Consider the following 26,446-nt stretch of genomic DNA (forward strand, 5'->3'; position numbering starts at 1 on the left):
ATGCGAACCTTTTCTTAAATCTGTGCTCATAATCTAAAGGTAAAGATTTTTTCGCATTACTAAAGTACTGCAATAAATTGCAGGGTTTTAAACCCGAATCTGAGACCAATAAATTACCCCGAGGCAGAGCCTCGAGGTATCGCGTTACTCAAAAGACAAGCGTAGCTGATTTTTGTTAAACGTTTTGTAGACAGTCTTTTCTTCTTCTTGATTTTGAATGTATTTCTGAATCACATCCTCATTACCATATTGACCAACAGTATTTACATAATATCCACTCGTCCAAAAATTACCACCCCATAACTTACTTTTAACTTCTGGATGCAATCGAAAAAGCTCTTTGGCTGTAATACTTTTTACAGTCCTGACAATAATTTCAACAGAAATCTTGGGCACACTTTGTATCAAAAAATGTACGTGATTTTCATCTGCTCCTATTTCAACAAAATGAATTTCATACCGTTCTGAAATATTTCTGCAAACTTCAACTAAACTCATTTCAACATCATCTGATAAAACATTTCTTTGATATTTTATCGGGCAAACCAAATGGTAAAGCAACAAGCTTTTACTATGTCGTTTGAAAATGTGTTCACTCATCAAACAAATATACTAATCTTTGCCCATCACCCCGAGGCAGAGCCTCGAGGAATTCTTTTGATTAAAGTAGCTAAATCAAAATAACTAATAATCGTAATTTTTGTACTGTACTGTCTTAAAATCTTCGAAACGGCAATTTCATCATATTCGTAGAATCCACCTATAACTCCAATCAATTTTATTTCGTTATTCACTTCAATGCCGTAATTAGATTTCGCATAATCGCGATTTTCACTTTCTTCAAAATATCTTTCGTAATTTATTAATTGTGCAACCAATTCAGCAACATAATCAATAAATCTTTCTCTTTCAATTTTACCCTTGACTAATTTTCTTCCAAGAAAACCTTTTTTCAAATCAACTATATGATACGTTCCATCTTTTGATTCCATTAAGTAGTCGGGAATGGCCGAATACCAATTTTGACTTTTTTGAAAGTTTAAAATAATCTAAAATTCAAGAGTATTTTACCCATAATTAGGTATTTAATATTTTACAAAAAAATATTGTTCCTTTTCTTAATCAAAATATGATCATCTTTTTTGGGATGCGTATCGTGTCTCTTTTCTTTTTATAATTAAATCAAACTTCTTTAAAAAGAGGAATCCTTACAATCCCCTTTTACAGTATTTAAAAAAATTGAGTAAAGTTATAAGTCAAATTAATTTAGTTTAAATATCATCATGGTCAAATACCTTCGCCATTATCAATTATAAAAATAGTATCCGTTTGTTTTATTAGCTTGAATTTGATTTTCTTAATCTCATTTTTGATTATTTCCTTATTCAGATCAAAATGCTTTAACTAGTCTTTTAATAATGCTATTTTGTATTGCTTTCATAATCTGTGAGTATTAAAAAACTTGAGCTTACTTTATCTCTTAAAAATATCTCGAAACTGATATAACAAGCGTTCTGTCAATCTTAAATCTTCGGTAACAATTTCTGCTGTTCCAGACATTTCTTGCTGAAAAACAATTTGTTTTTTATATGAAGTTTCTAATGCGTTAGGTAACGAAACATCAATCAATAAATTACCGTCTTTATGAGGGGTTAAGGAAATAGCTTGTACTAAACCTTTCAATATTCCAAATTCTCTATCTGGATAATTAGCAATTCTAATATTTACCTTTTGTCCAATTCTTATTTTTCCAGAGTTAAGTGCAGGAGCTTTTACCTTTCCAATATACCCTTTTTCATTATTTGGAATAATTACAAACACATTTTCTCCAGCGTTTACCGTTTGGTTCGCTGACCAAAGTTGCATAAAACTAACTTTCCCATTTATCGATGAACGTAAAACATAAGTCAATTCCCAATCTTTAATGGCTTTTTTCAATTGATAAAAAGACTGAATCACATTGCGTTCTAAATTTACATTCTCTTTACTGCCATTAATTTCATTCGTTTTACTAGTTTTATTTAATTCATTTAATGATGATTTCAATGACGAAATAGAACTTAATAAATTTTTATAGTTTTTTTCAACTTGAAGATAAGTTAATTTATGTTGTTCTAATTCTTGTGTAGCTATGATTCCTTTTTTGAATAAACCTTCGTAACGTTCTAAATCATTTTTTTGTAAAACAATTTCATTTTGATTTATACTCTTTTGTGAATATAATAATTTTAGTCTCTCTCTAAGTTGTATAGCTTCGTAACCTTGAGCATTACTTTCTACAGTAAACGGCTTTAATTGTGCATTTAAATTATTAGCAATATTTTCTTTTTGGAATACGGCAAAATAACTTTCAATATCCCCTAATTGAGTATTTTTAAAAGTGGAAAAAGGAAAATTCTTAAAAGATTGTTCTTCTTGAGAGAGAACTTGTGAAAGCCTAAAAACATCCTTGTAGTTAGCTGTATTTTCGATTACCGCTAAAGGCGTGTTCACAAGAACTGATTCTCTATTTTTAACTAAAATAGTTTCTATTCTTCCAGAAGTTTTTGCAATTAATTTTTCAGGTGGGATATTAGTAGTAATTGTTATTTGGGCTGTTATAACATCAGGATATTTTATAAACCAAGCTAAAAATATCAATAATAGAATTACTGCAGAAACGGCCATAGTTCCCCAACGAATCATCCAACTAGGAACACGAGTAAGAATTTCTTGAACCTCTTCACTTCTTAATTCGAATGTGGTAATATTTTTAGTCATATTATTAATTTCCTATTTGTAACTGATTTTTTACTAATTCAAAATAATTCCCTTTTTGTTCGACTAAAGAAGAATGGCTCCCTACTTCAATAATCTTTCCTTTATCCAAAACAACAATTTGGTCAGCATTCATTACGGTACTCAAACGATGAGCGATCACTATAACTGTCTTATTTTTGAAAAAAATATCTAATTTTTGCATAATTTCTTTTTCATTATTCGCATCTAATGCAGAAGTGGCTTCATCAAAAAATAACATTTCAGGATTTTTATAAACTGCTCTTGCAATCAATAATCGTTGCTTTTGACCTGTACTCATTCCGACCCCTTCTATACCTATTTTTGTATTGTATCGCAAAGGCAAATCGTTTATGTATTCGGTAATATTTGCGACATCCGCAGCATAAACCAATCTGTTTTTATCAATACAGTCCACACCAATAGCAATATTATTTGCAATTGTATCATTGAAGATAAACCCTTCCTGCATTACAGCACCAAAATGATTTCTCCAAGATTTTTGGTTTATATTTTCTAAATTTATATTATCAATTTGAATTTCTCCTGCATTTGGTTTGTAGAACTTCAATAATAACTTCATCAAAGTGGTTTTCCCACTACCACTAGTACCTACAATAGCTGTAATTTTATGTGCTGGAATTATCAGATTCAAATTTTCCAAAACATTCATCTCTGATCCAATATAACGAAACGATAAATCTTTTATCACAATATCACTATTAATGGGAATTTCTTGTATTTGAGTTTCGTTTTGTTGAGTTTCGTCTTCTTTTTCGTGAATTTCAGACAGTCTCACCAAAGATATTTTAGCATCTTGTAATTCACGAATAAATGATATTAGCTGAGCTATGGGGCCATTCAAACCTCCAACAATACTGCTTATAGCAAGCATCATCTCAAGAGTAATTTGCCCATCAATAACCAGTTTTGCAGAAAGGAAAATAATAATAATATTTTTGAGTTCATTAATAAAACCAGACCCAATCGTTTGCGTTTGTTCTAGCACTAATCCTTTCATCGAGACTTTGAATAATCGTGCTTGAATATACTCCCAACCCCAACGTTTTTGTTTCTCAGCATTATGCAATTTTATTTCTTGCATACCAATGGTACAGTCCAAAATGAAAAAGGCAGATAAAGTAAAAGTAACAATCGATTCTGAAATACCACTAAGAGGTGTTGTGAAATGCCATTGTGGTGTTCCGCTTACAGGTGCGCCTTCCCGCGGTAAGTCTGGCAAATATTTCTACTATTATAAATGCAAGCATTCAAAACATAATAACATAAGTGCTGTCAAAGTGCATGAGCAATTCCTAAACGCTTGTGATCTTATGAGTGTTTCTGAAAGACGAATTAAAGAGATAAGAAATAAAACTTACACTTCAATCGAACAGGGAATCAAAGAAAACAAGAAAAAAGCGGAAGATAAGAAACATGAACTGGAAGAAGTACAGCAACGATTAAATGCAGTAGAAGAAAAATGGTTTAGGGATGAAATAAATAAAGATACCTATGAAAGATGGTATTCTGCCTATTCTGATAATATATTGACACTAACATCTGCAATAGAAAGATTAAGTATTAATCAGGGAAAAGCCTTTGATGTTTTGGATAGCAAGCTGGATTTATTGGGTGATATTAAACATATTTATACAGAGTCAGACATTTTACAGAAACGTGAATTTGTAAACATGGTGTTCGATGGCAATTTATACTATGAACAGGGTATCTATCGAACACCTACAATGCTGGATATATTTTCTCATAATGCCAGTAAAATGGAGGAAAGAAGTTATCTTATATACAAAAAAAAGAGGGATAACATTTCTGTTATCCCTCACAGTGGGCGATGAGGGGTTCGAACCCCCGACCCCCTCGGTGTAAACGAGGTGCTCTGAACCAGCTGAGCTAATCGCCCTTTCGGGTTGCAATGTCTTGCGTTATTGCGAGTGCAAATATACAACTACAACTCGTAATTGCAAGCAAAATTTAAAAAAAAATCTAATAAAAAATTGCTCTGTTTTTTTAATTGCTCATAAACAGTGTTTTATTCAATAATGAATATCGATATTTTTTTTGCTGCGCACTCCTTATAGCCTTACATTTGCGTCATAAAACAAATACAATGGCACGATTCCAAGAAAATGATTTACCTAAATCAAAAATTACTGCAACATCACTGCAAAAAGCAATCCTGATATTTAAATATGCCGATAATCACAAATGGAAGTTTTATTTGGGATTAGTTTTTTTACTCCTTACAAGTGTTACTGCCCTAGCCTTTCCTAAATTTATGGGAATGCTGGTGGATTGCGTAAACAAAAAGGATGCCCATCTTGCGAATCAGATAGCATTAGGATTGGGACTTGTCTTAGTATTGCAGTCCTTATTTTCTTTTTTCAGGCTTTCATTATTCGTTAATTTCACTGAAAATACATTAGCGAACGTTCGCTTGGCTTTGTACACTAATTTGGTCAAACTGCCAATGTCTTTTTTCTCCCAAAAGCGTGTGGGTGAACTAAACAGCCGTATCAGTAACGATATTACTCAGATTCAAGATACATTAACGACAACAATAGCCGAATTCTTAAGACAGTTTATATTAATCATCGGAAGTTTTGCAATGCTGGCCAGCATCAATATCAAACTGACGATTATGATGGTTTCGGTAGTGCCTTTTGTTGGAGTTGCTGCTGTGATTTTTGGAAGGTTTATTCGAAAATATTCAAAAAAAGTACAGGATCAGGTTGCCGAAAGTCAGGTTGTTGTAGAAGAAACGATGCAGGGAATTAGTATTGTTAAGGCTTTCGCCAATGAATGGTATGAAATCGCACGTTACAGAGAAAAAATAAAAGAAGTAGTTAAAATGGGAATTAAAGGCGGTCAGTTTAGAGGATTCTTTGCTTCCTTTATTATTGTATGCCTGTTTGGAACTATAGTAGCAGTTGTTTGGTACGGAGTACAATTGAGTATTGCAGGCGAAATCACTGTTGGGCAATTGTTTACATTCATATTATATTCGAGTTACGTAGGAGCTTCATCAGGTGGAATTGCCGAATTATATGCCCAAATGCAGAAAGCAATTGGCGCTACTGAAAGAGTGTTTGAGTTATTAGATGAAACACCTGAAAAAATAAATTCAAACTTACATGTTCCTTCAATAGAAAAAATCAAAGGAGATTTAAGTTTTAACAATGTAGCCTTCAGTTATCCGTCAAGAAAAGAAGTGAAGGTTCTGAAAGATATAAACTTTACCGCTGGTTTTGGGCAAAAGATTGCTCTCGTTGGTCCAAGCGGTATGGGAAAATCTACAATTGCTTCATTATTACTCCGTTTTTATGATATCGAAAGCGGTGAAATCTTAATTGATGGGAAAAATATTTACGATTATGACTTAGAAAATCTTCGCGGTAATATGAGTATTGTTCCTCAGGACGTTATTTTGTTTGGCGGAACTATAAAGGAGAATATAGCTTATGGTAAACCCAATGCTACTGATGAAGAAATCATTTTGGCGGCCAAACAAGCAAATGCTTATGTCTTTATTGAAAGTTTTCCCGAAAAATTCGACACGGTTGTTGGAGAAAGAGGAATTAAGCTTTCAGGCGGTCAAAGACAGCGTATTGCTATTGCGCGTGCCTTACTAAAAAATCCTTCGATATTGATTTTGGATGAAGCGACTTCATCATTGGACAGCGAAAGCGAAAAATTAGTTCAGGAAGCTTTAGAAATTTTAATGGAAGGAAGAACAAGTATCATCATTGCTCACCGTCTTTCTACGATTCGTTCAGCCGATCAGATTTTAGTGCTTGACAATGGAAAAATCAGCGAAAAAGGAACACATCAGGAATTAATTAATCTGGAAAACGGCTTGTATAAAAACTTGAGTAATTTACAGTTCAGTAATTCATAATCAATAGATTAGTTTAAACAAAAAAAATCCATTTGTAGTAAAAAACAAATGGATTTTTTTATAAATCTCAATTAACCACAGTCTGAAATCTGAATTCTGCGTTCTGAATTCAGCTGTCTAAAAACTAAACCTTCCCTTTTCTTCTATTACGCTCGGCTTTAATCATAGATAGCTCACGGCTGGTTTGTCCGGCAACTGAAGTATTCTCTTCGGCACGGCGGATTAAGTACGGCATCACATCTTTTACTGGTCCAAAAGGCAGATATTTAGCAATATTATAGCCATTAGCAGCTAAATTATAACTGATATTATCACTCATTCCATATAATTGACCAAACCAGATTCGATCATCATTTGACGAAATTCCTTTGGTTCTCATTATTTCCATTAATTTATAGGTACTCTCTTCGTTGTGAGTTCCCGCAAAAATGGACATAGTATCTAAATGGTCTGCCATATATAGAACAGCTGCGTCATAATTAATATCCGAAGCTTCTTTAGAAGCACATATCGGCGTTGGATATCCTCTTTCTTCGGCACGCAGGTTTTCTTTTTCCATATAAGCACCGCGTACTAATTTCATTCCAATAAAGAAACCCTCTGCATTGGCTTTTTCGTGCAGCTGTTTCAAATAATCAAGACGATCCCAGCGGTACATTTGGAGCGTGTTAAAAACAATAACTTTCTCCTTGTTGTATTTACGCATCATTTCGGTAACCAAATCATCTGCCGCGTCCTGCATCCAGCTTTCCTCAGCATCAATTAATAAGGCAACATTTTTTTTATGCGCCTCGCTGCAAACCTGATCAAAACGTGCAATTACCCTATCCCATTCTGCTTGTTCCTCTGAAGAAAGTATTTGCTTCTCCCCCACTTTTTCATATAGATCCAATCTTCCTAAACCTGTCGGTTTAAATACTGCAAAAGGAATTGCTTTGCGTTCTTTAGCAAACTCAATGGTTTTTAAAGTCATTTCAAGTGCTGCGTCAAATTGATTTTCCTCTTCTTTTCCTTCAACAGAATAATCCAGAACTGATGAAACTCCTTTGGTAAACATTTTATCAACAACAGACAAACAGTCATCTTCATTTACGCCTCCGCAAAAATGGTCAAACACAGTCGCTCGAATTAAACTTTCAACCGGAAGATTTGCTTTTATTGCAAAATTTGTAACTGCCGTTCCAATGCGTACTAAGGGCTGGCTGTTAATTAATTTGAAAAGAAAATAGGCTCTGTCAAGTTCAGTATCGCTTTTGAGAGCAAACGCAATTTGTGAGTTATTGAAAATATTATCCATTTTTTGTTATATTTTTTGTGCAAATATAAAGAGAGTAAGTCATAATTATTAGCAAATTTTGCCTTATTTTGCGGTTTTAATTAAAATAAAATGATGCAATCTATTGAAGCAAATAATTATCCTGTTCATTTCAATGAAACTGGATATGAAAGACTAAACCAGCACTTAAAAGATACTAAATATTCTGGCCTTTTTATTATTGTTGACAGCAATACAAATGAGTATTGTCTGCCAAAATTACTTCCTTTATTAGAAACAGATCTGACTATAGAAATCATTGAATTTGAAGCGGGAGAAATCAATAAAAACATTGAAACCTGTATCGAAATCTGGAATGTTCTGACAGAACTTGGAGCTGACAGAAAATCACTTGTTATCAATATAGGAGGCGGTGTTGTAACAGATTTAGGCGGTTTTGTGGCATCAACTTTCAAAAGAGGGGTTGATTTTATTCATATTCCGACAACTTTATTATCTATGGTTGACGCTTCAGTTGGAGGAAAAAATGGTGTTGATTTAGGAAATTTAAAAAATCAGATAGGTGTTATAAATACGCCAAAAATGGTTTTGGTAGATACTGCCTATCTTGAAACGGTTCCTCAAAACGAAATGCGTTCGGGTCTTGCCGAAATGCTGAAACACGGCTTAATATTCGATAAACCGTACTGGGAATCATTTTTGGACATTAAAGCAATTGATTTTGACCAATTAGATACTTTAATACATCGTTCTGTTGAAATCAAGAACATTATAGTAATGCAGGATCCTACTGAGAAAAACATCAGAAAATCATTGAATTTCGGACATACACTAGGACATGCTATTGAAAGTTATTTTTTAGAAAATGAAAATAAAACTACTTTGCTGCATGGAGAAGCAATTGCAGTAGGCATGATTTTGGAAAGCTATATTTCTTTGCATAAAAATTTGATTACCGTAGAGGAATATAATCAAATAAAATCAACGCTGAAATCAATTTATGAGGATGTGGTTTTTGAAGAAAATGATATTGATCCAATACTTGAATTACTGATTCACGACAAGAAAAACGAGTATGGGATGATACAATTTGCATTAATTGAAGGCATCGGAAAAATTAAAATTAATCAATCTGTTGAAAACGAATTAATTCTAAACGCTTTCGAAGATTATAAATCTTAGCTATTTTTTAATAAAAAGGATTGCTTTACGTTTATATTATTTTTTACATTTGCCACAATGAATAAAAATAAAAAAACCAAAATGTTTTCTACGAATAGAAATCGAAACAATAGAGCTTTTTTAAGCATGTTGAAACGTTTCTATGGCATAAAAGGAAATTTTAGTTTTGATGTATTTCAATATTTTAAGGCAGACTATGAAGAACTTCAGCTAATCTACGCCAATATAAGAGTTTGATTTTATGTTAATTCTATTTTTTAAATACAATTAATGCATAAAACTCTAAAAAACAAATGAATACAAAATATTCTGACTTAATAAATCAAACGTATTACTTTCCGCAAGAAGAATTCAAATTAAACAAAGATAATCTTCAGTTTCATAATATCGATTTAATGAAATTGGTTGAACAATACGGTACGCCTTTAAAGTTTACATATCTGCCACAGATTTCTAATAACATCAACAAAGCCAAAAGCTGGTTTCGTAAATCGATGGAAAAAAATAAATATGAGGCAAAATATTATTATTGTTACTGCACAAAAAGTTCTCATTTTGAGTACGTGATGAATGAAGCTTTCAAGAATAACATTCATGTTGAAACTTCATCTGCTTTTGATATAAATATTGTTGAGAATTTATTAGAAAACGGAAAAATAAATAAAAGCACTTTTATCATTTGTAATGGTTTCAAAAGAGATCAATACATTGAAAACATTGCCCGATTAGTTAATAATGGACATAAAAATACTATTCCAATTATTGACAACTATGAAGAGCTGGATTTATTACAGGGACAAATTAATGGTAAATTTAAAATCGGAATCAGGATTGCTGCTGAAGAAGAGCCTAAATTTGAATTTTATACGTCTCGATTAGGAATTGGATATAAAAACATTGTTCCTTTCTATAAAAAAGAAATAAAAGAAAATAAAAATCTGGAACTTAAAATGTTGCACTTTTTTATTAATACAGGAATAAATGACAATGCATATTATTGGAATGAGCTTGTAAAATGTATCAAGGTTTATGTCGCTTTGAAAAAAGAATGCCCTACTCTTGATGGCTTGAATATTGGAGGCGGTTTTCCAATCAAAAATTCATTGGCTTTCGAATACGATTACCAATATATGATTGATGAAATTATCAATCAGATTAAAATTGCATGTGACGAAGCAGAGGTTGATGTTCCAAATATTTTTACGGAGTTTGGTTCGTTTACAGTTGGAGAAAGCGGTGGCGCCATTTATCAGGTTTTGTATCAAAAACAGCAAAATGACAGAGAAAAGTGGAACATGATTGATTCCTCTTTCATTACAACTTTGCCAGATACTTGGGCAATAAATAAGCGTTTTATCATGTTAGCTATTAACAGATGGAATGAAACTTACGAAAGAGTTTTATTAGGCGGGATGACTTGTGACAGTGATGATTATTACAACTCTGAACAGAACATGAATGCCATTTATCTGCCAAAATACAATAAAGAGAAACCTCTGTATTTAGGATTTTTCAATACAGGAGCATATCAGGAAACTATTGGTGGTTTCGGTGGTTTACAGCACTGCTTGATACCACAGCCAAAACATATTCTGATTGACCGCGATGAGAATGGAATATTGGCAACCGAAGTATTTTCTGAACAGCAGACCGCTGAAGATGTACTAAAAATATTAGGTTATAATAAATAATAAATATAAATTGGGAGATAAGAAATTTGATATTTATAAATTTCTTTTATTTGTAAATCCAAATCTCAATTACCCTTTTGAACACTAAACAAAAAAAAGAAAAAAAAGAATATGAGTAAAGGACCAATCAGTCAGTTTATTGAAAAGCATTATCTGCATTTCAATTCTGCATCTTTAGTTGACGCTGCAAAAGCTTATGAGCAGCAATTAGCCAATGGTGCAAAAATGATGGTAAGTATGGCTGGTGCAATGAGTACCGCTGAAATTGGAAAGATTTTTGCCGAAATAATCCGTCAGGATAAAGTTCAGATTATTTCTTGCACAGGAGCAAATCTTGAAGAAGACATTATGAATTTGGTAGCGCATTCTCACTACGAAAGAGTACCAAACTATCGTGATTTAACTCCTCAGGATGAATGGGCTTTATTGGAAAGAGGTTTGAATAGAGTTACAGATACTTGTATTCCTGAGCATGAAGCTTTTCGTCGTCTTCAAAAACACATTTATAAAATTTGGAAAGATGCTGATGACAAAGGAGAAAGATATTTCCCTCATGAGTTCATGTACAAAATGTTACTTTCAGGTGTCTTAGAAGAATATTATGAAATTGATTTAAAAGACAGCTGGATGTATGCTGCAGCTGAGAAAAATTTACCTATTATTGTACCAGGCTGGGAAGATAGCACAATGGGAAATATTTTCGCATCATATGTTATAAAAGGAGATTTGAAAGCTTCAACAATGAAATCTGGAATCGAATACATGACATATCTTGCAGATTGGTATCCAAAAAACAGCAGTAATGGTATTGGTTTCTTCCAAATTGGCGGTGGTATTGCAGGAGATTTTCCAATTTGTGTAGTACCAATGTTATATCAGGATATGGAAATGCATGATGTACCGTTCTGGAGTTATTTTTGCCAAATCTCAGATTCTACAACTAGTTACGGTTCATATTCCGGAGCAGTTCCTAATGAAAAGATTACTTGGGGTAAGTTAGATATTAACACTCCTAAATTCATTATTGAGTCTGATGCTACTATTGTGGCTCCATTAATTTTCGCATATTTGTTAGATCTATAATAATTATTTATGAAAAGAGTAATAGTTGATTACGCCAAATTGACCAACGAAATTTTAAATCTTTTGGTCGAAAAATTCCCTGATGGATATGATGATTCTGATATCATTCGATTTAGAAATGCTAAAAATGAATTGGTAGAAGCTGTCGAAGTTAGAACTGAAGACACTATATATTTGGTAAAAGTAAGTACTAAACTTGCTGATAGAATTGGGAATTACGATGAAGATGATGAAATGGATGATGTTGTTGAACCAATCAGCGGTTTAGAATTAGATGTAGAAGATGCTGACGACGACGATGACGAAGATGAAAATCTAGACAAACCAGATTTAGATGGAGATGATGATGATGAAGACTCTGATGGTAAAGATATCTCAGACGAAGATGACGATGACGACGATGAAGATTAATTTTTAAATTTCATTAAATATAGAAAAGGAACTCAAATTCGGGTTCCTTTTTTTATTACATTTATTTTTCTAAATATACGCCAAAATGACAACACAGATTTTACGAGCCAAACTTAAAGAAAATTTTGGGTTTGAAAAATTCAGACCCAATCAGGAAGAAATTATTAATTGCATTCTTAGCGGAAAAGACACATTGGCAATCATGCCAACGGGAGGAGGAAAATCTATATGTTTCCAGCTTCCGGCTTTAGTTTTTCCAGGAATCACAATTGTGATTTCGCCATTAATTGCTCTGATGAAAGATCAGGTGGACAGTCTGAAAGCAAACGGAATTGATGCCTGCTTTATTAACAGCAGCCAGTCATCTGAAGAACAGCAATTTCATATTCAAAATTTAAAAGACAATAAAGTTAAATTGGTCTATGTTGCACCGGAGAGTTTATCATTTTTAGAAAATGCGTTTAGTCAGATAACTGTAAGTCTTATTGCGATTGATGAGGCACATTGCATTTCTGCATGGGGTCATGATTTTCGTCCGGCATATACCAATTTGGGATATTTGAAAAACCGCTTCCCTTCTACTCCAATCTTGGCATTGACTGCAACTGCCGATAAAGCGACCCGTACCGATATTTCGGAACAGCTAAATTTAAAAAGTCCAAAAATTTTTATTTCTTCCTTTGATAGAAAAAATTTAAGTTTGGAAGTGAGACCTGCATTGGATCGTGTAAAGCAGATTATTGATTTTATAAAAAATAAACCAAATGAATCCGGTATTGTATATTGCCTTAGTAGAAAGACTACAGAAGAACTTACCGAAAAATTGCAAAAAACTGGTGTAAAAGCCAAAGCATATCATGCTGGTTTAGACAGTAAAATACGTTCTAAAACTCAGGATGAATTTATAAGCGATGAATGTCAGGTAGTTTGTGCAACTATTGCTTTTGGAATGGGAATCGATAAATCAAATGTTCGCTGGGTTATTCATTATAATCTTCCAAAAAATATTGAAGGCTATTATCAGGAAATTGGAAGAGCCGGTCGTGATGGTTTACCATCTGAAACTGTTTTGTTCGAAAGTTATGGTGACATGATTCAGCTGCAGAAATTTGCTTCGGAAGGATTAAACGCCGAAGTACAGCTGGCGAAATTGGAACGAATGAAACAATATGCAGATGCACTGAGCTGCCGCAGAAAAATTTTACTTTCCTATTTCGGAGAATTGGTTTCGGAGAATTGCGGTAATTGTGATATCTGCAAAAATCCTCCAGCTTTTTTTGACGGAACAATTATTGCTCAAAAAGCATTGTCTGCAGTAGCACGTTTACAGGAATCTGAAGCACTGCCAGTAATTGTTGATTTTTTGAGAGGATCCAAAAACGCTTCCATTTATGACAAAGGATATCAAAATTTAAAAACCTATGGAGTTGGAGCAGATATTTCTTGGTATGACTGGAACCAATATCTTATTCAATTGATCAATTTGGGATATTGCGAAATTGCTTTTCATCAGCAGAATAAAATTAAATTGACTCCTTTTGCAAAAAAAGTTTTATTTGACGGAGAAAAAGTAAAACTGACGACAGTTCAAAAAATAAATAAAGAAAAAGCTGAAACTAAAACTGTTAAAACAAATTCAAATGCAAATACAAATTCTCTTTTTGAGTTTCTTAGAAAACTTCGAACAGAAATTGCTAAAGAAGAAGCAGTTCCAGCTTACGTAATTTTTAGTGATGCAACTTTAAAACAGTTAGAACTTCACAGACCAATGAGCGATTCCGATTTTTTAGCGATCGATGGAGTCGGAAAAGCAAAATTAGAAAAGTATGGTGACGTTTTTATAAAAGCAATTATTGAGTTTCAAAATATAAAAAACACAAAACTAAAAAAAGAAAATACAACTTATAAGGAAACTTTAGAATTATTTCAAAACGGAATGGCTGTTGAAGAAATCGCACTAAAAAGAAAATTGAGAGTTCCAACGATTATTTCACATTTAGCTAAATTATACAGTGACGGACATCCGATTGATTTAAGTGTATTTATAACGGAGCAGGAAATTGCCAAAATCGCTGATGCAAAAATAAAACTAGAATCTCCAAATGCTTTGAAACCTTATTTTGAATTTTTTGAAGAACAGATTTCTTATGATAAAATTAGAGTTGGTTTAACAATACTTGAAAAAGAAAATATAGTAATATAAATTTATGGCAATATATTCTTTCCCATATTTTATTGATTCAAATGCCAAAGTTTTAATTTTAGGAACTATGCCTGGCGCAATGTCTCTTGAAAAACAGGAATATTATGCGCACCCAAGAAATCATTTTTGGAAAATAATATACACACTTTTTGATGTATTGCCAATTCCCGAAAATTTTGAAGAAAAAATAAAAATTTTAAAAGCTAATAAAATTGGGCTGTGGGATGTGCTTGAAAATTGTGAAAGAAAAGGAAGCTTAGATATTCATATCAAAAATCACAAAGAAAATGATTTCATAAGTTTGTTAAAAAAATTCCCAGCAATTAAAAAAATTGTTTTTAACGGGAAGCAAAGTCATGCATTTTTTATAAAAAGATTTGGACAGCTAGAAGGCATCACCTATTTTGTAATGCCTTCAACTAGTCCTGCTAATACTATGACTTTTGAAAATAAGTTAAAAATTTGGGCAGAATGTTTTAAATAAAACTAATTGTTTAAATATCTTTCTGCAAAAACTCTTTTATGATGTTTGAGATGCCCAAGGAGTATAAACCCAATTGCTCTTACTGAAATTTCATGATTTGATGCTGTTCCAATTCTTCTTAGCTGTTCGTTAGAAAAACTTTTGAACATGAGTAAATTAGAATGTCTTACTGCTGAAAACTCAGTCAATAAATCTTGGATACTTCTGCTTTTGGCATCTGTATTGTTTGCATAATCATTTTCTTCAAAACCAGGTAAAGGTGTTTTATCATTTCTAGAAATTCTCAGTGCGCGATATGCAAAAATTCTTTCAGTATCAATAATGTGCTGAATAATTTCTTTGATGGTCCATTTACCTTCAGCATAACTATAATCAAATTTGTCCAAAGGAATGTTTTGGACAAATTTGATAAAGTCATGTAAACTAATTTCTAATTCTTCAAATAATTCAACATTTTCCAATGTCTGTATATAGGTAGCATTAAATTTTGAATATTCATCTATTGGCAGTTGATTAGAATTCATAATGACTATTTTTAGAAATTTAGATTATTTTTTTTTGTTTTATATGTTAAGCTGAGTTTCTGCTTGCATTTGTATTTCCAAAAAGTGAGCGGGTCACAATTTTCTCATATACTTTTATCAAGTTCAAATCTGGATTTTCTGCTTTGTTAAGCTCGCTGATTTTTAATAATGCATATTGCTGTATTGTTAACAATGGCAATACAATACGCTCTCTCATTTGAATAGAAGCTATACCATCAGGATAGTTTTCCATCAATTCAGCATGACCAGCAATTTTTAATAATAATCTTTTTGTTTCCAAAAATTCATCATAAATAATTTGCCAAAAAGCACCAAATTCGGGATCCTTACTCATGTAAGCTGTCAAAGGAAAAAATGATTTAGCCAATGACATCATACTATTTTCAAGTAAAGTTTTAAAGAATAAAGAATTATCATACAAGGCTTGAACTTTTTCCCACTGATTAGTATTTTCAAAATGTTTTAAAGCAGTACCTACTCCAAAAAATCCAGGAACATTTTGTTTTAACTGGCTCCAAGAACCAACAAATGGAATCGCTCTTAAGTCTGCAAAATCAAGACTTTCTGATTTACTTCTTTTCGAAGGACGACTTCCAATATTAGTTTTTGCATAATATTTTAAAGTACTCATTTGTTCCAAATAAGGAATAAACTTCGGGTGGTTTTTAAAACTTAAATATTTTTCATAGCCTAATTCAGCCATTTGATCCAAAATGTTTTTTTCATCTTTGCTTAATTCATTTTGTCCTTGATTGAATACTTGATTAGCAACTCCCGCACTCAAAAGATTTTCCAAATTATAACGGCATGAATCTAATGTTCCAAAATTAGAACTAATAGTTTGTCCCTGAATGGTAATTTGGATTTCATTATTTTCAATATTTGGTCCTAAGGAAGCATAAAATTTATGTGTCTTTCCTCCGCCACGTGCCGGTGGCCCGCCACGCCCATCAAAAAATATAACATGAATTCCATATTTTCTAGATATTTCGGTCAAAGCTTCTTTTGCTTTATAAATACTCCAGTTGGCCATCATGTATCCACCGTCCTTAGTACCGTCAGAAAAACCAAGCATAATTGTCTGTCTCTTATCTTTGTTTTCTAAATGCTGAGCATATTCAGGATTTGTATAAAGCTGCTCCATCACTAAATGTGCATTATGCAAGTCATCTACTGATTCGAATAATGGAATAATATCTACTGTAGCATTTTCCCAATTACACAATTTGAATAGAGCAAAAGTTTCCATTACATTGAGTGCGCTCTCATTATTACTTATGATGTAACGGTTTGCACCAAATTCTCCATTATTTTTCTGAATTGTTTTAATTGCCTGAATTGATTCGATTGTAGATCTTGTCATTTCATTTTCAAAATCAGCAGCATCCAGATTTCCTTTTAATGTAGATAAAACCTCCAGTTTTTTATCATCTGCTAGCTGAAAATAATCTTCAGGAAAAATATTTTCTTTTGATTTTGAGTAATAATCTACAATATCATAAAAAACGCTTTGGTGAATTTTACTATTTTGTCTAATATCTAAAGTAGCAAAATGGAAACCAAATAAATTGATACGGATAAGCAATGCATCAATTTGATCAACATAAAGTGACTGATGCTGATCTATAACTATAGTTTTTATTTTATTTAACTGTAACTTGAATTCTTCAAGTGTAATAAAAATATCTCCTTTTGAATAAAAAACTGAACGATATAACTTTTGCTCTAATTCCATTACCAAGGAATCCACAACAGGGAAAGTCAATTTTCTTTTTAGACTTCTAATTTCAAAATAATAGCATTTTAAAATAGAAGTTCTCAAACGCTCTGCAACTTTCAGCGTGATTTCTGTTGTAACAAATGGATTTCCGTCACGGTCACCACCTGGCCAAAAACCTAATTTAATCAAAGGATTTTTTATCGATTCGCCTTCAAAAACATTCTTTTGCAAATAATGAACCATTTCTCCCGAAGTGTTATAAAAAACATTTTCAAGATACCAAATCAGACTAACCGCTTCATCATAAGGATTAGGTTTTTCATTTTGAATAAAAGGAGTTTTCCCCAGCTGCGCTAGGAGCTGCTTAATTTCCAGCAGATTATTGGTTCTGATAGCTTCCGTCAAGTCATTAATAATACCCAAAACTGATCCCGGATAAAATTGAGTTGGATGCGCCGTTAAAACAGTGCGGACATTAAAATTTTCTAAGAAATTAATTAATTCCTCTTTATTTCCTCTAACATCTGATTTCTCTTTTATATCTCGCAAAGAACCTCTTCCTTCCATATTGTTAACCACAGGAAAAGCAGCATCTTCGATAGCATCAAACAAAACAATCTGGCGTTCAATATATTGTATAAAATGAAACATCAGATTTATTTTATCTTTTTCAGAATCGCTGTGCATATATTTATCTGAAAAGAAATCAAAAATTTCGGTTGGGGTCTTTTGTTTTTTAAAACCACTGTCACAAAGTTCAGTAAAAATAGGCAATAAAACACCTGTATTATCTACTGAATCAAAAGGTAATGTTATAAATACACTATTATATATATGGTATTTTGATAAAACATTTTGATTAAAACGTTCTAGTTTGGGTAGCGTGTACATAATTATTCTATTAGGTGGTTGGTTAATCTGGCATAAAAAAACCTCAAGATTACACTCTTGAGGTTATATTTATTATATAATCATTCAAGGTTTTTACATTTCTTTAAAAATGGTATGCATCAAACGCTTTTTGTCGTTGATACTTTCCTCAAGAGAAATCATAGTTTCTGTTCTATATACACCCTCGATATCATCGATCATGAATATAACATCTTTTGCGTGCTTAGTGTCTTTTGCTCTAATCTTGCAAAAAATATTGAATTTTCCTGTAGTTACAGATGCTACAGTTACAAATGGGATCTCATTTATACGCTCCAAAACAAATTTAGTCTGTGAAGTATTATTAAGAAACACACCTACATAAGCAATAAATGAATAACCCAGCTTATCATAATCAAGGACTAAAGAAGATCCCATAATAATACCAGCATCTTCCATCTTTTTTACTCTAACATGCACCGTTCCAGCTGAAATCAATAATTTTTTAGCAATGTCAGTAAACGGAACTCTTGTGTTGTCTATCAACATATCTAAAATCTGGTGATCTACTTCATCTAAACGAAACTTACTCATAATTCTTTTATTATACGGTTATTTGCTACTAAAAAAGTTAAAATTATAAATAAAAATTAAATAAACAGCAAAAAAATCAATTTTTTAATTTTCCATTAACGAAAAACGCTTTTCCATCAAAATTGAAATCTGCTCTTTGATTCTCTTTTGGTATATTACTTTGACCGTCTTTATATAATGCTCCTTTTGCATCATATTCATAATGACCATAATAACCTTTTAAATCGCCTGCTTCAATTATGTAAGCATTAAAATTTATTTTATTGCCAATTAACTCCTCTTTATATTGAGCAACAAAATTCGTGATAATTTCATTACCATCATAATTTATTTTGACATTTTTATACATAAAATCAAAAAAACTAACATTATTCTGAGGAATATTTAAATATTTATCATTTCTATTATGAACTATATCGTTTTCGTTGAGAATAATGAAAGACGCAAGTAACGACATAAATACGAATTTTCTTGTTTTTTCTCTTTCATAATCATCTGGATAATGACCTGCTTCAAACAAGATTGTTGGAACGCCTAAATATTGAAAAGTATCACCAATACAATTAATATTAAAAGAGTCATCAAATCTGCCTACCTGTCCGGGGATATAATGCTGCAAAACTTCATTAATACCTGCAATCAGGTTAATTGCTTTTAATCTAGTTTCGTTTATTTCTCTCTCTTGATTATAAGAAGGTGCCAAAAAAGAAACTGTTGCAGGCTTTCCAGTATCGGCAACACCAAAAATAGTACGCTGATCATGGAGATTAAAGCAATAATCCGGCTTAAAATCTTCAAAAATTGCTCTTAATATTTTGCTTTCCGGCTGAGTAAGATCCTGAGAGTCTCTATTTAAATCAATAGAATTTGCATTGGCTCTAGTATATAATTTCGCTCCGTCAGGATTTAGCATTGGAATACAATAAAAAGTAAAACTGTTTAAAAGCTCCTTTGCTAAGTCCGATCCATTATTAAGAAGGTTTATGAAATCGAATAATGCTTTTGTTGTGGTACTTTCATTTCCGTGCATTTGTGACCAAAGGTAAATTTTGGTTTTACCGTTTCCTTTTGTATAACTGTAGATTGGTTTTCCTAAAACGGATTCACCAATAATCTTCACGTCATTTTTCAAGGATTCTTTATTCAATAATGGTTCTATATTTTCTAAAGTAATATATCGCCCCTCAATTGTCTTTTCTTTATTTTGATCGAATAGCTGTTCTAAATTCATGATTTAATTTTTGATTTACAAAAGTAAACATCTTTATATTTACAATTGTAAATTGCTGTTTTTTGAAAAATATTAATTTTGTAAACTATTATTTTAATATTTGAAACAAACAAATTATCTTCATTATTATGTGTTTTAATTATAAAGTTAAACTACAGCTATAATCATTAAATCAGATACTTAATACATATTATTTTAATTAAGACATTACGTTAAATTAAATCAGATTTGTATTTTAACATTGTAAATTAGGCTGTTCCGCAATGTTTAATTACATTTGTAAATACTTCACTTTGAGATACAATTTACAATGGTAAACACAGATGATTTCATAAAAAGATTAGAGTTTATACTCGATTATTATAGCCTTACTGCTTCTTCTTTTGCAGATAGAATTGGCGTACAGCGCTCAAGTATGTCACATCTTCTTTCAGGCAGAAACAAACCCAGCTTAGATTTTATTCTTAAAATTATTGATATTTTTCCCGATGTAGATTTGTATTGGATACTAAATGGCACTGGAACTTTTCCTAAAAATTCCGAGGCAATCGAAAATACAAATCAAAATATCGGAGTTTCAAATATAGATACTCCTACCCCAATCGATTTATTTTCTCAAATTACGATTCCATTAGAATCCACTACTAATCGTCCAAAATCAAAACAGATTGAAGTTGCTGCGGAAAATGAAAATTATGACGAAATAGAAAAAATTGTGTTTTTTTACAAGAATGGAAGTTTCAAAATTTATTCACCTAATAATTTGGCCTGAAAATATATTCGGCGAATCTTTTAAATGATTCTTATCTAATATCGATTTTATGAATCTTCAAAAATACATATAAATCAAGATTCACGAGAATTGAATATTCTGGACGAAGATTCGGGAAAAATATTTTATGCGATTCTCAGCGTGTTTAATTTACAATACTTTTATATCCGTTTTCGGGAATTTTGCCTTTGGCATTTACAAAATGTTTATTTAAAATATTTAAATCTGAATCAATATTGCCTGTTGGATAAAATGCTTTTCCAAAATCTACTATTTTTTTTTCAAAATTTATTGATACAGGAATGATTGGAACATTTGCCTCTAAAGCTATGTAGTAAAAGCCCGTTTTAAGCTGTTCCACTTTTTTTCGCGTTCCTTCGGGAGAAAGTCCTAATCTAAATGTTTCTTTAGAATTAAATATGCTGACGATGGCATCTACTTTGTTTAGCCCTCCTGTTCTGTCTAATGGAGCTCCTCCCAAAGATTTGAAAAAAAATCCAAAAGGAAAACGAAATAGTTCTTTCTTTCCAACCCAATTAATATTGACTCCCGTTGCTCCTCTGCAGATAATAGCTACATAAAAATCATGCCAGCTGGTGTGCGGCATTACCATCAAAACACTTTTCTTTATCTGCTCATCGATACTGCCTTCTATTTTCCAGCCCATTATATTTCCAAAAATCCATCTATAGATTTGTTTCTTCATTTGTTGTCAATTTTGCACAAATTAAATAATTAATATCTTATTTTTGATAAAAACCAAAAATTAATGCTTCGGAAATTATTAAGTTATATTATACCTATTAAAATTTATAAAACTAATTCTGCACTAAGTAAAACTATTGAAGTCACGTGGGCTAATGGTGAGTTAGTCCTCGACTCAGAAAACACTAATTACTCTTATGGCAGCCTGCAGCGGATACTAAGAAAGGGGTTAAAACATTTTGGATTTGAGAAGATTGCAAAAATGAATAATGCACTAGTACTTGGTGTTGCAGGCGGAAGCGTGATTAAGACACTGGTAGATGAAATTCATTTTGAAGGCAGAATTACAGGTGTTGACATTGATCCTGATATTATAAAAATTGCAAATGAATACTTTAATCTTAATAAAATCAAAAATCTAAATATTGTAATTGATGATGCTTTTGAATTTGTATTAAAAACAAAAGATCGTTATGATTTGATTATTGTAGATATTTTTCAGGACACCAAAATGCCAAACTTTCTGTTTGAAAAATTCTTTGTCAATAGAATTTGCTTTTTACTCAAAAGTAAAGGTATCATTCTCTTTAATACCATGTGCCTGACTCCAAGTGATAATGTTAGAAATTATGATTTCATTAAAGAGTTTAATGATCAAGGTTATAAAATCCAGTCTATTCCTAGAGTTGAAATTCACAATGAATTGATTATTATAGAAAAACTAGATTGAAAAAATGCTTCTTTAATCTAAATCAAAGAAGCATTTTTCTGGCTTTTTCTAAATCTTCGGCAGTATCGATTCCAATTCCGACGTGTGTCGTTTCGACCATTTTGATGCGTTTTCCAAATTCAAGGTAACGTAATTGTTCCAGTTTTTCCGAAGCTTCCAATGATTTCATTGGCAAACTGTAAAAATCTAATAACGCTTGTTTTCTAAAAGCATATATTCCGATGTGCTGCATATAACGGACACCAACATTTTTTTCTCTTGGATACGGAATTACCGATCGGGAAAAATACAATGCAAATGCGTTTTGATCTACAACCACTTTTACATTATTTGGATTATTGATTTCGTCTTCACTTTTTATTTCTTTCATTAATGAAGCCAAATCAACTTGTTTAGCAGTATCGTTTCTAAAGACATCGATTACTTTTGCTAAAGGCTCTGCATCAATAAATGGTTCATCTCCCTGTACATTAATCACAATATCCACGTCTAGATTTTCAACAGCTTCGGCAATTCGGTCACTCCCAGATTCGTGTTCTTTAATGCTTCTAATGGCTTTTCCGCCGTTTGAAACAATTTCATTATAAATTAATTCTGAATCGGTTACCACAAAAACATCATCAAACAATTGAGTGTTTACGGCTGCTTCGTAAGTTCTTAAAATTACCGTTTTACCTCCCAAATCCTGCATTAGTTTTGCAGGAAATCTTGTGGATGCGTAACGAGCGGGAATGACTGCTATTATTTTCATTATTGTTTATTCAATTATTTTTTTCGACATCAAATATATGTTTTCTAATCTTAAAATCAATTCGAAATTTTCACCGAAGTCATACTCAATGACCCACCAACCAATTTATCATTAAACAGACTCAATTCTTCTTCTTTTCCTTTTAAACCTAAAGTATAAATCAAAGGCAGATAATGTTCCGGAGTAGGAATTGACAGTTGAAAAGCATTGCTCTGTTTTTCAAAATCAATAAGTGGCTGAAAATTGCCATTTAGCAGATAATTATTAATATTCTCTCTGGCTTCAAAAGCCCAATCAAATCCATAATTATCAGTATTAATGTTTCTGAAATCTACCAATCTTAAGTTATGAATAATATTTCCGCTACCTACAATCAGAATTCCTTTGGATCGCAGTGCGCCTAATTTTTGAGCCAATTCAAAATGATATTGACCAGATTTTGTATAATCGATACTCATCTGAATTACAGGAATATCTGCATCAGGATATAAATGTTTAATTACACTCCAGGCTCCGTGGTCTAAACCCCAATGATGATCTAATTCTACTGCTGTTGGTGATAATAATTCCTGGGTTGCTGTGGCTAATTCTGGGCTTCCATTAGGAGTATACTGCACATCAAATAGTTCCTGCGGGAATCCACCAAAATCATGAATTGTCCGAGGCATTTCCATAGCGGTAACTTTTGTTCCGTTAGTAAACCAATGTGCCGAAATACACAAAATAGCATTTGGCTTTGGTAATGTTTTTGCCATATTTCTAAAACCAATAACAAACTGATTTTCCTCAATGGCATTCATTGGACTTCCATGTCCCAAGAACAAAACTGGCATTTTTTCGGTATTCGAAAAAGTACTTGAAATACTGTGCAAATCGTTTAGTGTGTTCATAGTTATTCTTTTTTGACGGCAGATTCGCAAATTATTTATTTAAAATTAAATTGAAGAATTTGCGAATTTGCGGTTATTTTTAAAATCATTCCACAAAACTATCATCTTTAAATCCTATCAAATATAACTTATTTTTTGCTCTCGTCATAGCGGTATACAGCCATCGAATATAATCTCTATCGATACCATTGGGCAAATACGGCTGCTCGATAAAAACAGTATTCCACTGTCCTCCCTGTGATTTATGGCAGGTAATTGCATAGGAGAATTTAACCTGTAAAGCATTGAAATATTCGTTTTCTTTTACCTTCTGAAACTTTTTATATTTGGTTGTTTCGCTTTCATAATCTTTCATCACTTCCTGATACAATCGATTTGATTCCTCAAAAGTTAAAGACGGCGATTCACTTTTTATAGTATCCATCAAAAGCACGGTTTCAAAAGGTTTTTGATCTGGATAATCAATCATCCGGATTTTGACTTTTGCAAATTTAAAACCATACAATTCTTTGATTCCAAACATTTCTAAAACTTCGATAATATCACCATTGGCTATAAATCCAGCTTCGTCAGAATCTTTCAGCCAGAAATAATTATTCTTAACCACCATCAGGAAATCTCCTGTTGATAATTCACTTTCTTTATCTAGAATTTTTGTTCGGATTTGCTCATTATATTGATTCGCCCTTTTATTGGAACGAACAATAAAAGCGGTATCTTCGATACTGAAATTACTGTAGGCCGAATGAATCGCATCCTGAATATCATAGCCATCAATTAAACGTACAATATCTTTAAATTTTCGAACATTAAATTTGAATTCGGATATGAAAGAATCTTTTAATAATTCTCTTAATTCGGTAGCATTGTGTAAAATTCCTGAGTTTTCTTCCTGACGCATTACTTCATCAAGTTCAATGTGCTCAACCTCTTTGTTATAATTTATGCTAAGCGTATGAATGTCCAAAGCCGGACTTATATCTAGATTTACTGGCGGTAACTGCGCGGTATCTCCAAGAAGAATCATTTTGCAATTGGTTCCTGAATACACATACGAAATCAAATCATCAAGCAAAGAACCGTTTTCATATAATTTGGAATCCGAATTCGTGTCTGAAATCATTGACGCTTCATCGACTATAAAAACTGTATTCTTGTGTTTATTTTGCTGTAAAGTAAACGAAACCCCGCCACCCGAATTTTTCTTCGGGAAGTAGATTTTTTTATGAATCGTAAAAGCCGGTTTATTCGAATAATTGGCAATTACTTTGGCTGCCCGTCCAGTTGGAGCAAGCAATACGGATTTTTGATTGTTATCCAATAAACTATTTACAATTGTCGAAATCACTGTAGTTTTTCCAGTTCCTGCATATCCTTTCAGCACAAAAATGGTGTCATTATAACTGTCGGTCAAAAAAATGGCTATTTTTTGAAAAAATATATCCTGATTGTATGTTGGCTGAAAAGGAAATTTTTTCTGTAAATGGCTATAAAAAGAAGAGGAATTCATTTTTAATTGGTAATTGTAATATGAAATTCAAAGATAGGCTTTAGATTTTATATTGACCGCTAACCGTTGTTTTAAATTATTTTTTATAAATATTATAATTCTCAAAAGGAACAGTACCAAAATCTTTTTTAGTTAAAATAGTTTCACTTGTTTTGATTATTGCTTCACCATTTTTATCACGATTCCGGCCAAAAAACTCCATAGCATCCTGGTCTAAAAACCAGCTGTCTTTTAAACTATTATATTTAAAAGTAATTATTCTTGACCATTTATCATTACTGCCAATAGTATGGTGTTCAATAAAAAAATACCCGTTTTTGATTATTACATTTTCATAAGAATCCTTGTGAATGACTCCTGAACAAGTAATACACAAAACTGAATTATCATTTCTTCCTTTTAAAACCAAATTATTTTCTGAATTTCCGACTAGAATTAGCAATGGTCTTTTTAGAATTTTAATATTAGCTGTTTTAGATAATTCCAGTTCATTGTTTTTCTTTAATACCATAATATAGTCGTCATAAACATCATTGTTTAGATTTCCCCTGACCGTATCCAGAATTCGATAGCCGGCGGGAACAAACTGTAAAATCTGATCTTTGAAATTGTTTTTATTTTTTGAAATATACGTCGCTATTAAAAAGGAAACTCTTTCAAAAACAAAATCACATTTCGCCTGCGTTTTAGCAATCAGATTGTCTTCATTGTTTACTAATTCTTTATTTTGAATATCAATTTTTTTAAATTGAATATCTCTGCTTTTTATCCATATTTGCTGTCTATTCTGTAAATCCTGCTTCTTTGTTTCATTTAAATTTTCTTGAATATTTTTATAAACTACATTTAATAAACTATCCAACTGTTTGTAATATTTCTGGGAACATTCAAGTACATTTTTCTCAGCATCTAGACATTCCAGGTTTTGACTGCTTAATTTCATTAAAGTTTCATGCAAGGTCTGGGCAGAAATATTAAGCGTCAGCAGGAAGGTTATCAGCAAAAGTCTCATTGTTTTATGTGTTTAAAAACCAATTACTTCCAAATATAAAACTTTTCTACCAAAGGTAAATTATATTAAATCCTGCAATTACTATTGAAATT

Annotated in this window: 23 protein-coding genes, 1 tRNA gene and 1 pseudogene; 10 read left to right on the forward strand and 15 right to left on the reverse strand. The window is 32.0% G+C overall.

Annotation, left to right across the window (positions count from 1 at the left end; translation table 11 throughout):
* Positions 1-144 precede the first annotated feature (144 nt).
* The 4 genes and pseudogenes from tnpA to C8P67_RS07505 form a co-directional block, all read right to left on the reverse strand.
* A complete protein-coding gene (gene tnpA / locus C8P67_RS07490; RefSeq protein WP_115811993.1) occupies positions 145-600 on the reverse strand; it encodes an IS200/IS605 family transposase in 456 nt (151 codons plus the stop codon).
* Positions 601-626: 26 nt separating this feature from the next.
* Complete coding sequence (locus C8P67_RS07495) at positions 627-992, reverse strand: hypothetical protein (RefSeq protein ID WP_115811995.1); 366 nt, start codon at positions 990-992, stop codon at positions 627-629.
* Between the two features lie 481 nt (positions 993-1,473).
* Positions 1,474-2,760: an HlyD family secretion protein gene (locus tag C8P67_RS07500; protein ID WP_115811997.1), complete on the reverse strand. Its 1,287-nt coding sequence runs from the start codon at positions 2,758-2,760 to the stop codon at positions 1,474-1,476.
* A gap of 4 nt (positions 2,761-2,764) precedes the next feature.
* Positions 2,765-3,889: pseudogene (locus C8P67_RS07505) on the reverse strand (peptidase domain-containing ABC transporter); the annotation flags it as partial.
* Between the two features lie 13 nt (positions 3,890-3,902).
* Here C8P67_RS07505 and C8P67_RS07510 point away from each other — a divergent pair.
* Complete coding sequence (locus C8P67_RS07510) at positions 3,903-4,634, forward strand: zinc ribbon domain-containing protein (protein WP_115812001.1); 732 nt, start codon at positions 3,903-3,905, stop codon at positions 4,632-4,634.
* Here the strand turns inward: C8P67_RS07510 and C8P67_RS07515 are convergent.
* Positions 4,625-4,699, reverse strand: a tRNA-Val gene (locus C8P67_RS07515). The two genes, C8P67_RS07510 and C8P67_RS07515, sit on opposite strands and share 10 nt — an antisense overlap.
* 207 nt (positions 4,700-4,906) lie before the next feature.
* Between C8P67_RS07515 and C8P67_RS07520 the strand changes: the two genes are divergently transcribed.
* Complete coding sequence (locus C8P67_RS07520; RefSeq protein ID WP_115812003.1) at positions 4,907-6,694, forward strand: ABC transporter ATP-binding protein; 1,788 nt, start codon at positions 4,907-4,909, stop codon at positions 6,692-6,694.
* 124 nt (positions 6,695-6,818) lie between these two features.
* On the opposite strand, the gene C8P67_RS07525 is transcribed toward C8P67_RS07520, so the two are convergent.
* Complete coding sequence (locus tag C8P67_RS07525; RefSeq protein WP_115812005.1) at positions 6,819-7,991, reverse strand: proline dehydrogenase family protein; 1,173 nt, start codon at positions 7,989-7,991, stop codon at positions 6,819-6,821.
* 93 nt (positions 7,992-8,084) lie between these two features.
* On the opposite strand from C8P67_RS07525, the gene aroB reads away from it, so the two are divergent.
* The 6 genes from aroB to C8P67_RS07560 all read left to right on the forward strand — a co-directional run bounded on the left by aroB (position 8,085) and on the right by C8P67_RS07560 (position 15,024).
* On the forward strand, positions 8,085-9,152 hold the full coding sequence (aroB, locus tag C8P67_RS07530) for a 3-dehydroquinate synthase (protein ID WP_115812750.1): 1,068 nt from the start codon (positions 8,085-8,087) through the stop codon (positions 9,150-9,152).
* 293 nt (positions 9,153-9,445) lie between these two features.
* Positions 9,446-10,843 carry a type III PLP-dependent enzyme domain-containing protein gene (locus C8P67_RS07540; protein WP_115812010.1) on the forward strand — a complete coding sequence of 466 codons (1,398 nt, stop codon included), beginning with the start codon at positions 9,446-9,448 and terminating at the stop codon, positions 10,841-10,843.
* 111 nt (positions 10,844-10,954) lie between these two features.
* Positions 10,955-11,926 (forward strand): deoxyhypusine synthase family protein, encoded by a 972-nt coding sequence (locus tag C8P67_RS07545; protein ID WP_115812012.1) that lies wholly within the window; start codon positions 10,955-10,957, stop codon positions 11,924-11,926.
* A 9-nt stretch (positions 11,927-11,935) separates the two neighbouring features.
* Positions 11,936-12,337: a DNA primase gene (locus C8P67_RS07550; RefSeq protein WP_115812014.1), complete on the forward strand. Its 402-nt coding sequence runs from the start codon at positions 11,936-11,938 to the stop codon at positions 12,335-12,337.
* A gap of 85 nt (positions 12,338-12,422) precedes the next feature.
* Positions 12,423-14,540, forward strand: a complete 2,118-nt coding sequence (gene recQ, locus C8P67_RS07555; RefSeq protein ID WP_115812016.1) for a DNA helicase RecQ — start codon at positions 12,423-12,425, stop codon at positions 14,538-14,540.
* A gap of 4 nt (positions 14,541-14,544) precedes the next feature.
* On the forward strand, positions 14,545-15,024 hold the full coding sequence (locus C8P67_RS07560; protein WP_115812017.1) for a DNA-deoxyinosine glycosylase: 480 nt from the start codon (positions 14,545-14,547) through the stop codon (positions 15,022-15,024).
* A gap of 2 nt (positions 15,025-15,026) precedes the next feature.
* On the opposite strand, the gene C8P67_RS07565 is transcribed toward C8P67_RS07560, so the two are convergent.
* From C8P67_RS07565 to C8P67_RS07580, 4 genes are all read right to left on the reverse strand, one after another.
* A complete protein-coding gene (locus tag C8P67_RS07565; protein ID WP_115812019.1) occupies positions 15,027-15,548 on the reverse strand; it encodes a DinB family protein in 522 nt (173 codons plus the stop codon).
* Between the two features lie 46 nt (positions 15,549-15,594).
* A complete protein-coding gene (locus tag C8P67_RS07570; protein WP_115812021.1) occupies positions 15,595-18,180 on the reverse strand; it encodes a phosphoenolpyruvate carboxylase in 2,586 nt (861 codons plus the stop codon).
* A 93-nt stretch (positions 18,181-18,273) separates the two neighbouring features.
* A complete protein-coding gene (locus C8P67_RS07575; RefSeq protein WP_024981770.1) occupies positions 18,274-18,753 on the reverse strand; it encodes an Lrp/AsnC family transcriptional regulator in 480 nt (159 codons plus the stop codon).
* 76 nt (positions 18,754-18,829) lie between these two features.
* A complete protein-coding gene (locus tag C8P67_RS07580) occupies positions 18,830-19,984 on the reverse strand; it encodes a M14 family metallopeptidase (protein WP_115812023.1) in 1,155 nt (384 codons plus the stop codon).
* A gap of 310 nt (positions 19,985-20,294) precedes the next feature.
* Here C8P67_RS07580 and C8P67_RS07585 point away from each other — a divergent pair, with 310 nt between their 5' ends.
* Positions 20,295-20,756: a helix-turn-helix domain-containing protein gene (locus C8P67_RS07585; RefSeq protein ID WP_115812025.1), complete on the forward strand. Its 462-nt coding sequence runs from the start codon at positions 20,295-20,297 to the stop codon at positions 20,754-20,756.
* Positions 20,757-20,901: 145 nt separating this feature from the next.
* Here the strand turns inward: C8P67_RS07585 and C8P67_RS07590 are convergent, their stop codons facing one another.
* Positions 20,902-21,462, reverse strand: a complete 561-nt coding sequence (locus C8P67_RS07590; protein WP_115812027.1) for a 1-acyl-sn-glycerol-3-phosphate acyltransferase — start codon at positions 21,460-21,462, stop codon at positions 20,902-20,904.
* Positions 21,463-21,525: 63 nt separating this feature from the next.
* Here C8P67_RS07590 and C8P67_RS07595 point away from each other — a divergent pair, with 63 nt between their 5' ends.
* On the forward strand, positions 21,526-22,191 hold the full coding sequence (locus C8P67_RS07595) for a spermidine synthase (RefSeq protein ID WP_115812029.1): 666 nt from the start codon (positions 21,526-21,528) through the stop codon (positions 22,189-22,191).
* A 22-nt stretch (positions 22,192-22,213) separates the two neighbouring features.
* Here C8P67_RS07595 and kdsB read toward each other — a convergent pair whose 3' ends face one another.
* The 4 genes from kdsB to C8P67_RS07615 form a co-directional block, all read right to left on the reverse strand.
* Positions 22,214-22,942 (reverse strand): 3-deoxy-manno-octulosonate cytidylyltransferase, encoded by a 729-nt coding sequence (gene kdsB, locus C8P67_RS07600; protein ID WP_115812031.1) that lies wholly within the window; start codon positions 22,940-22,942, stop codon positions 22,214-22,216.
* A 56-nt stretch (positions 22,943-22,998) separates the two neighbouring features.
* Complete coding sequence (ygiD, locus tag C8P67_RS07605) at positions 22,999-23,832, reverse strand: 4,5-DOPA-extradiol-dioxygenase (protein WP_115812033.1); 834 nt, start codon at positions 23,830-23,832, stop codon at positions 22,999-23,001.
* Between the two features lie 85 nt (positions 23,833-23,917).
* Positions 23,918-25,342 (reverse strand): ATP-dependent DNA helicase, encoded by a 1,425-nt coding sequence (locus C8P67_RS07610; RefSeq protein WP_115812035.1) that lies wholly within the window; start codon positions 25,340-25,342, stop codon positions 23,918-23,920.
* 76 nt (positions 25,343-25,418) lie between these two features.
* The gene (locus C8P67_RS07615; RefSeq protein ID WP_115812037.1) at positions 25,419-26,354 is read right to left on the reverse strand and encodes a lysozyme inhibitor LprI family protein; all 936 of its coding nucleotides are present in this window, start codon (positions 26,352-26,354) and stop codon (positions 25,419-25,421) included.
* Positions 26,355-26,446 lie beyond the last annotated feature (92 nt).

Source organism: Flavobacterium aquicola (assembly GCF_003385115.1).
GTDB lineage: Bacteria > Bacteroidota > Bacteroidia > Flavobacteriales > Flavobacteriaceae > Flavobacterium > Flavobacterium aquicola.

Bases quoted from the DNA above. Each gene is read 5' to 3' on its own strand.
- tnpA (WP_115811993.1), bottom strand. From the start codon at position 600: ATGAGTGAACACATTTTCAAACGACATAGTAAAAGCTTGTTGCTTTAC.
- C8P67_RS07495 (WP_115811995.1), bottom strand. From the start codon at position 992: ATGGAATCAAAAGATGGAACGTATCATATAGTTGATTTGAAAAAAGGT.
- C8P67_RS07500 (WP_115811997.1), bottom strand. From the start codon at position 2,760: ATGACTAAAAATATTACCACATTCGAATTAAGAAGTGAAGAGGTTCAA.
- C8P67_RS07510 (WP_115812001.1), top strand. From the start codon at position 3,903: ATGAAAAAGGCAGATAAAGTAAAAGTAACAATCGATTCTGAAATACCA.
- C8P67_RS07520 (WP_115812003.1), top strand. From the start codon at position 4,907: ATGGCACGATTCCAAGAAAATGATTTACCTAAATCAAAAATTACTGCA.
- C8P67_RS07525 (WP_115812005.1), bottom strand. From the start codon at position 7,991: ATGGATAATATTTTCAATAACTCACAAATTGCGTTTGCTCTCAAAAGC.
- aroB (WP_115812750.1), top strand. From the start codon at position 8,085: ATGCAATCTATTGAAGCAAATAATTATCCTGTTCATTTCAATGAAACT.
- C8P67_RS07540 (WP_115812010.1), top strand. From the start codon at position 9,446: ATGAATACAAAATATTCTGACTTAATAAATCAAACGTATTACTTTCCG.
- C8P67_RS07545 (WP_115812012.1), top strand. From the start codon at position 10,955: ATGAGTAAAGGACCAATCAGTCAGTTTATTGAAAAGCATTATCTGCAT.
- C8P67_RS07550 (WP_115812014.1), top strand. From the start codon at position 11,936: ATGAAAAGAGTAATAGTTGATTACGCCAAATTGACCAACGAAATTTTA.
- recQ (WP_115812016.1), top strand. From the start codon at position 12,423: ATGACAACACAGATTTTACGAGCCAAACTTAAAGAAAATTTTGGGTTT.
- C8P67_RS07560 (WP_115812017.1), top strand. From the start codon at position 14,545: ATGGCAATATATTCTTTCCCATATTTTATTGATTCAAATGCCAAAGTT.
- C8P67_RS07565 (WP_115812019.1), bottom strand. From the start codon at position 15,548: ATGAATTCTAATCAACTGCCAATAGATGAATATTCAAAATTTAATGCT.
- C8P67_RS07570 (WP_115812021.1), bottom strand. From the start codon at position 18,180: ATGTACACGCTACCCAAACTAGAACGTTTTAATCAAAATGTTTTATCA.
- C8P67_RS07575 (WP_024981770.1), bottom strand. From the start codon at position 18,753: ATGAGTAAGTTTCGTTTAGATGAAGTAGATCACCAGATTTTAGATATG.
- C8P67_RS07580 (WP_115812023.1), bottom strand. From the start codon at position 19,984: ATGAATTTAGAACAGCTATTCGATCAAAATAAAGAAAAGACAATTGAG.
- C8P67_RS07585 (WP_115812025.1), top strand. From the start codon at position 20,295: ATGGTAAACACAGATGATTTCATAAAAAGATTAGAGTTTATACTCGAT.
- C8P67_RS07590 (WP_115812027.1), bottom strand. From the start codon at position 21,462: ATGAAGAAACAAATCTATAGATGGATTTTTGGAAATATAATGGGCTGG.
- C8P67_RS07595 (WP_115812029.1), top strand. From the start codon at position 21,526: ATGCTTCGGAAATTATTAAGTTATATTATACCTATTAAAATTTATAAA.
- kdsB (WP_115812031.1), bottom strand. From the start codon at position 22,942: ATGAAAATAATAGCAGTCATTCCCGCTCGTTACGCATCCACAAGATTT.
- ygiD (WP_115812033.1), bottom strand. From the start codon at position 23,832: ATGAACACACTAAACGATTTGCACAGTATTTCAAGTACTTTTTCGAAT.
- C8P67_RS07610 (WP_115812035.1), bottom strand. From the start codon at position 25,342: ATGAATTCCTCTTCTTTTTATAGCCATTTACAGAAAAAATTTCCTTTT.
- C8P67_RS07615 (WP_115812037.1), bottom strand. From the start codon at position 26,354: ATGAGACTTTTGCTGATAACCTTCCTGCTGACGCTTAATATTTCTGCC.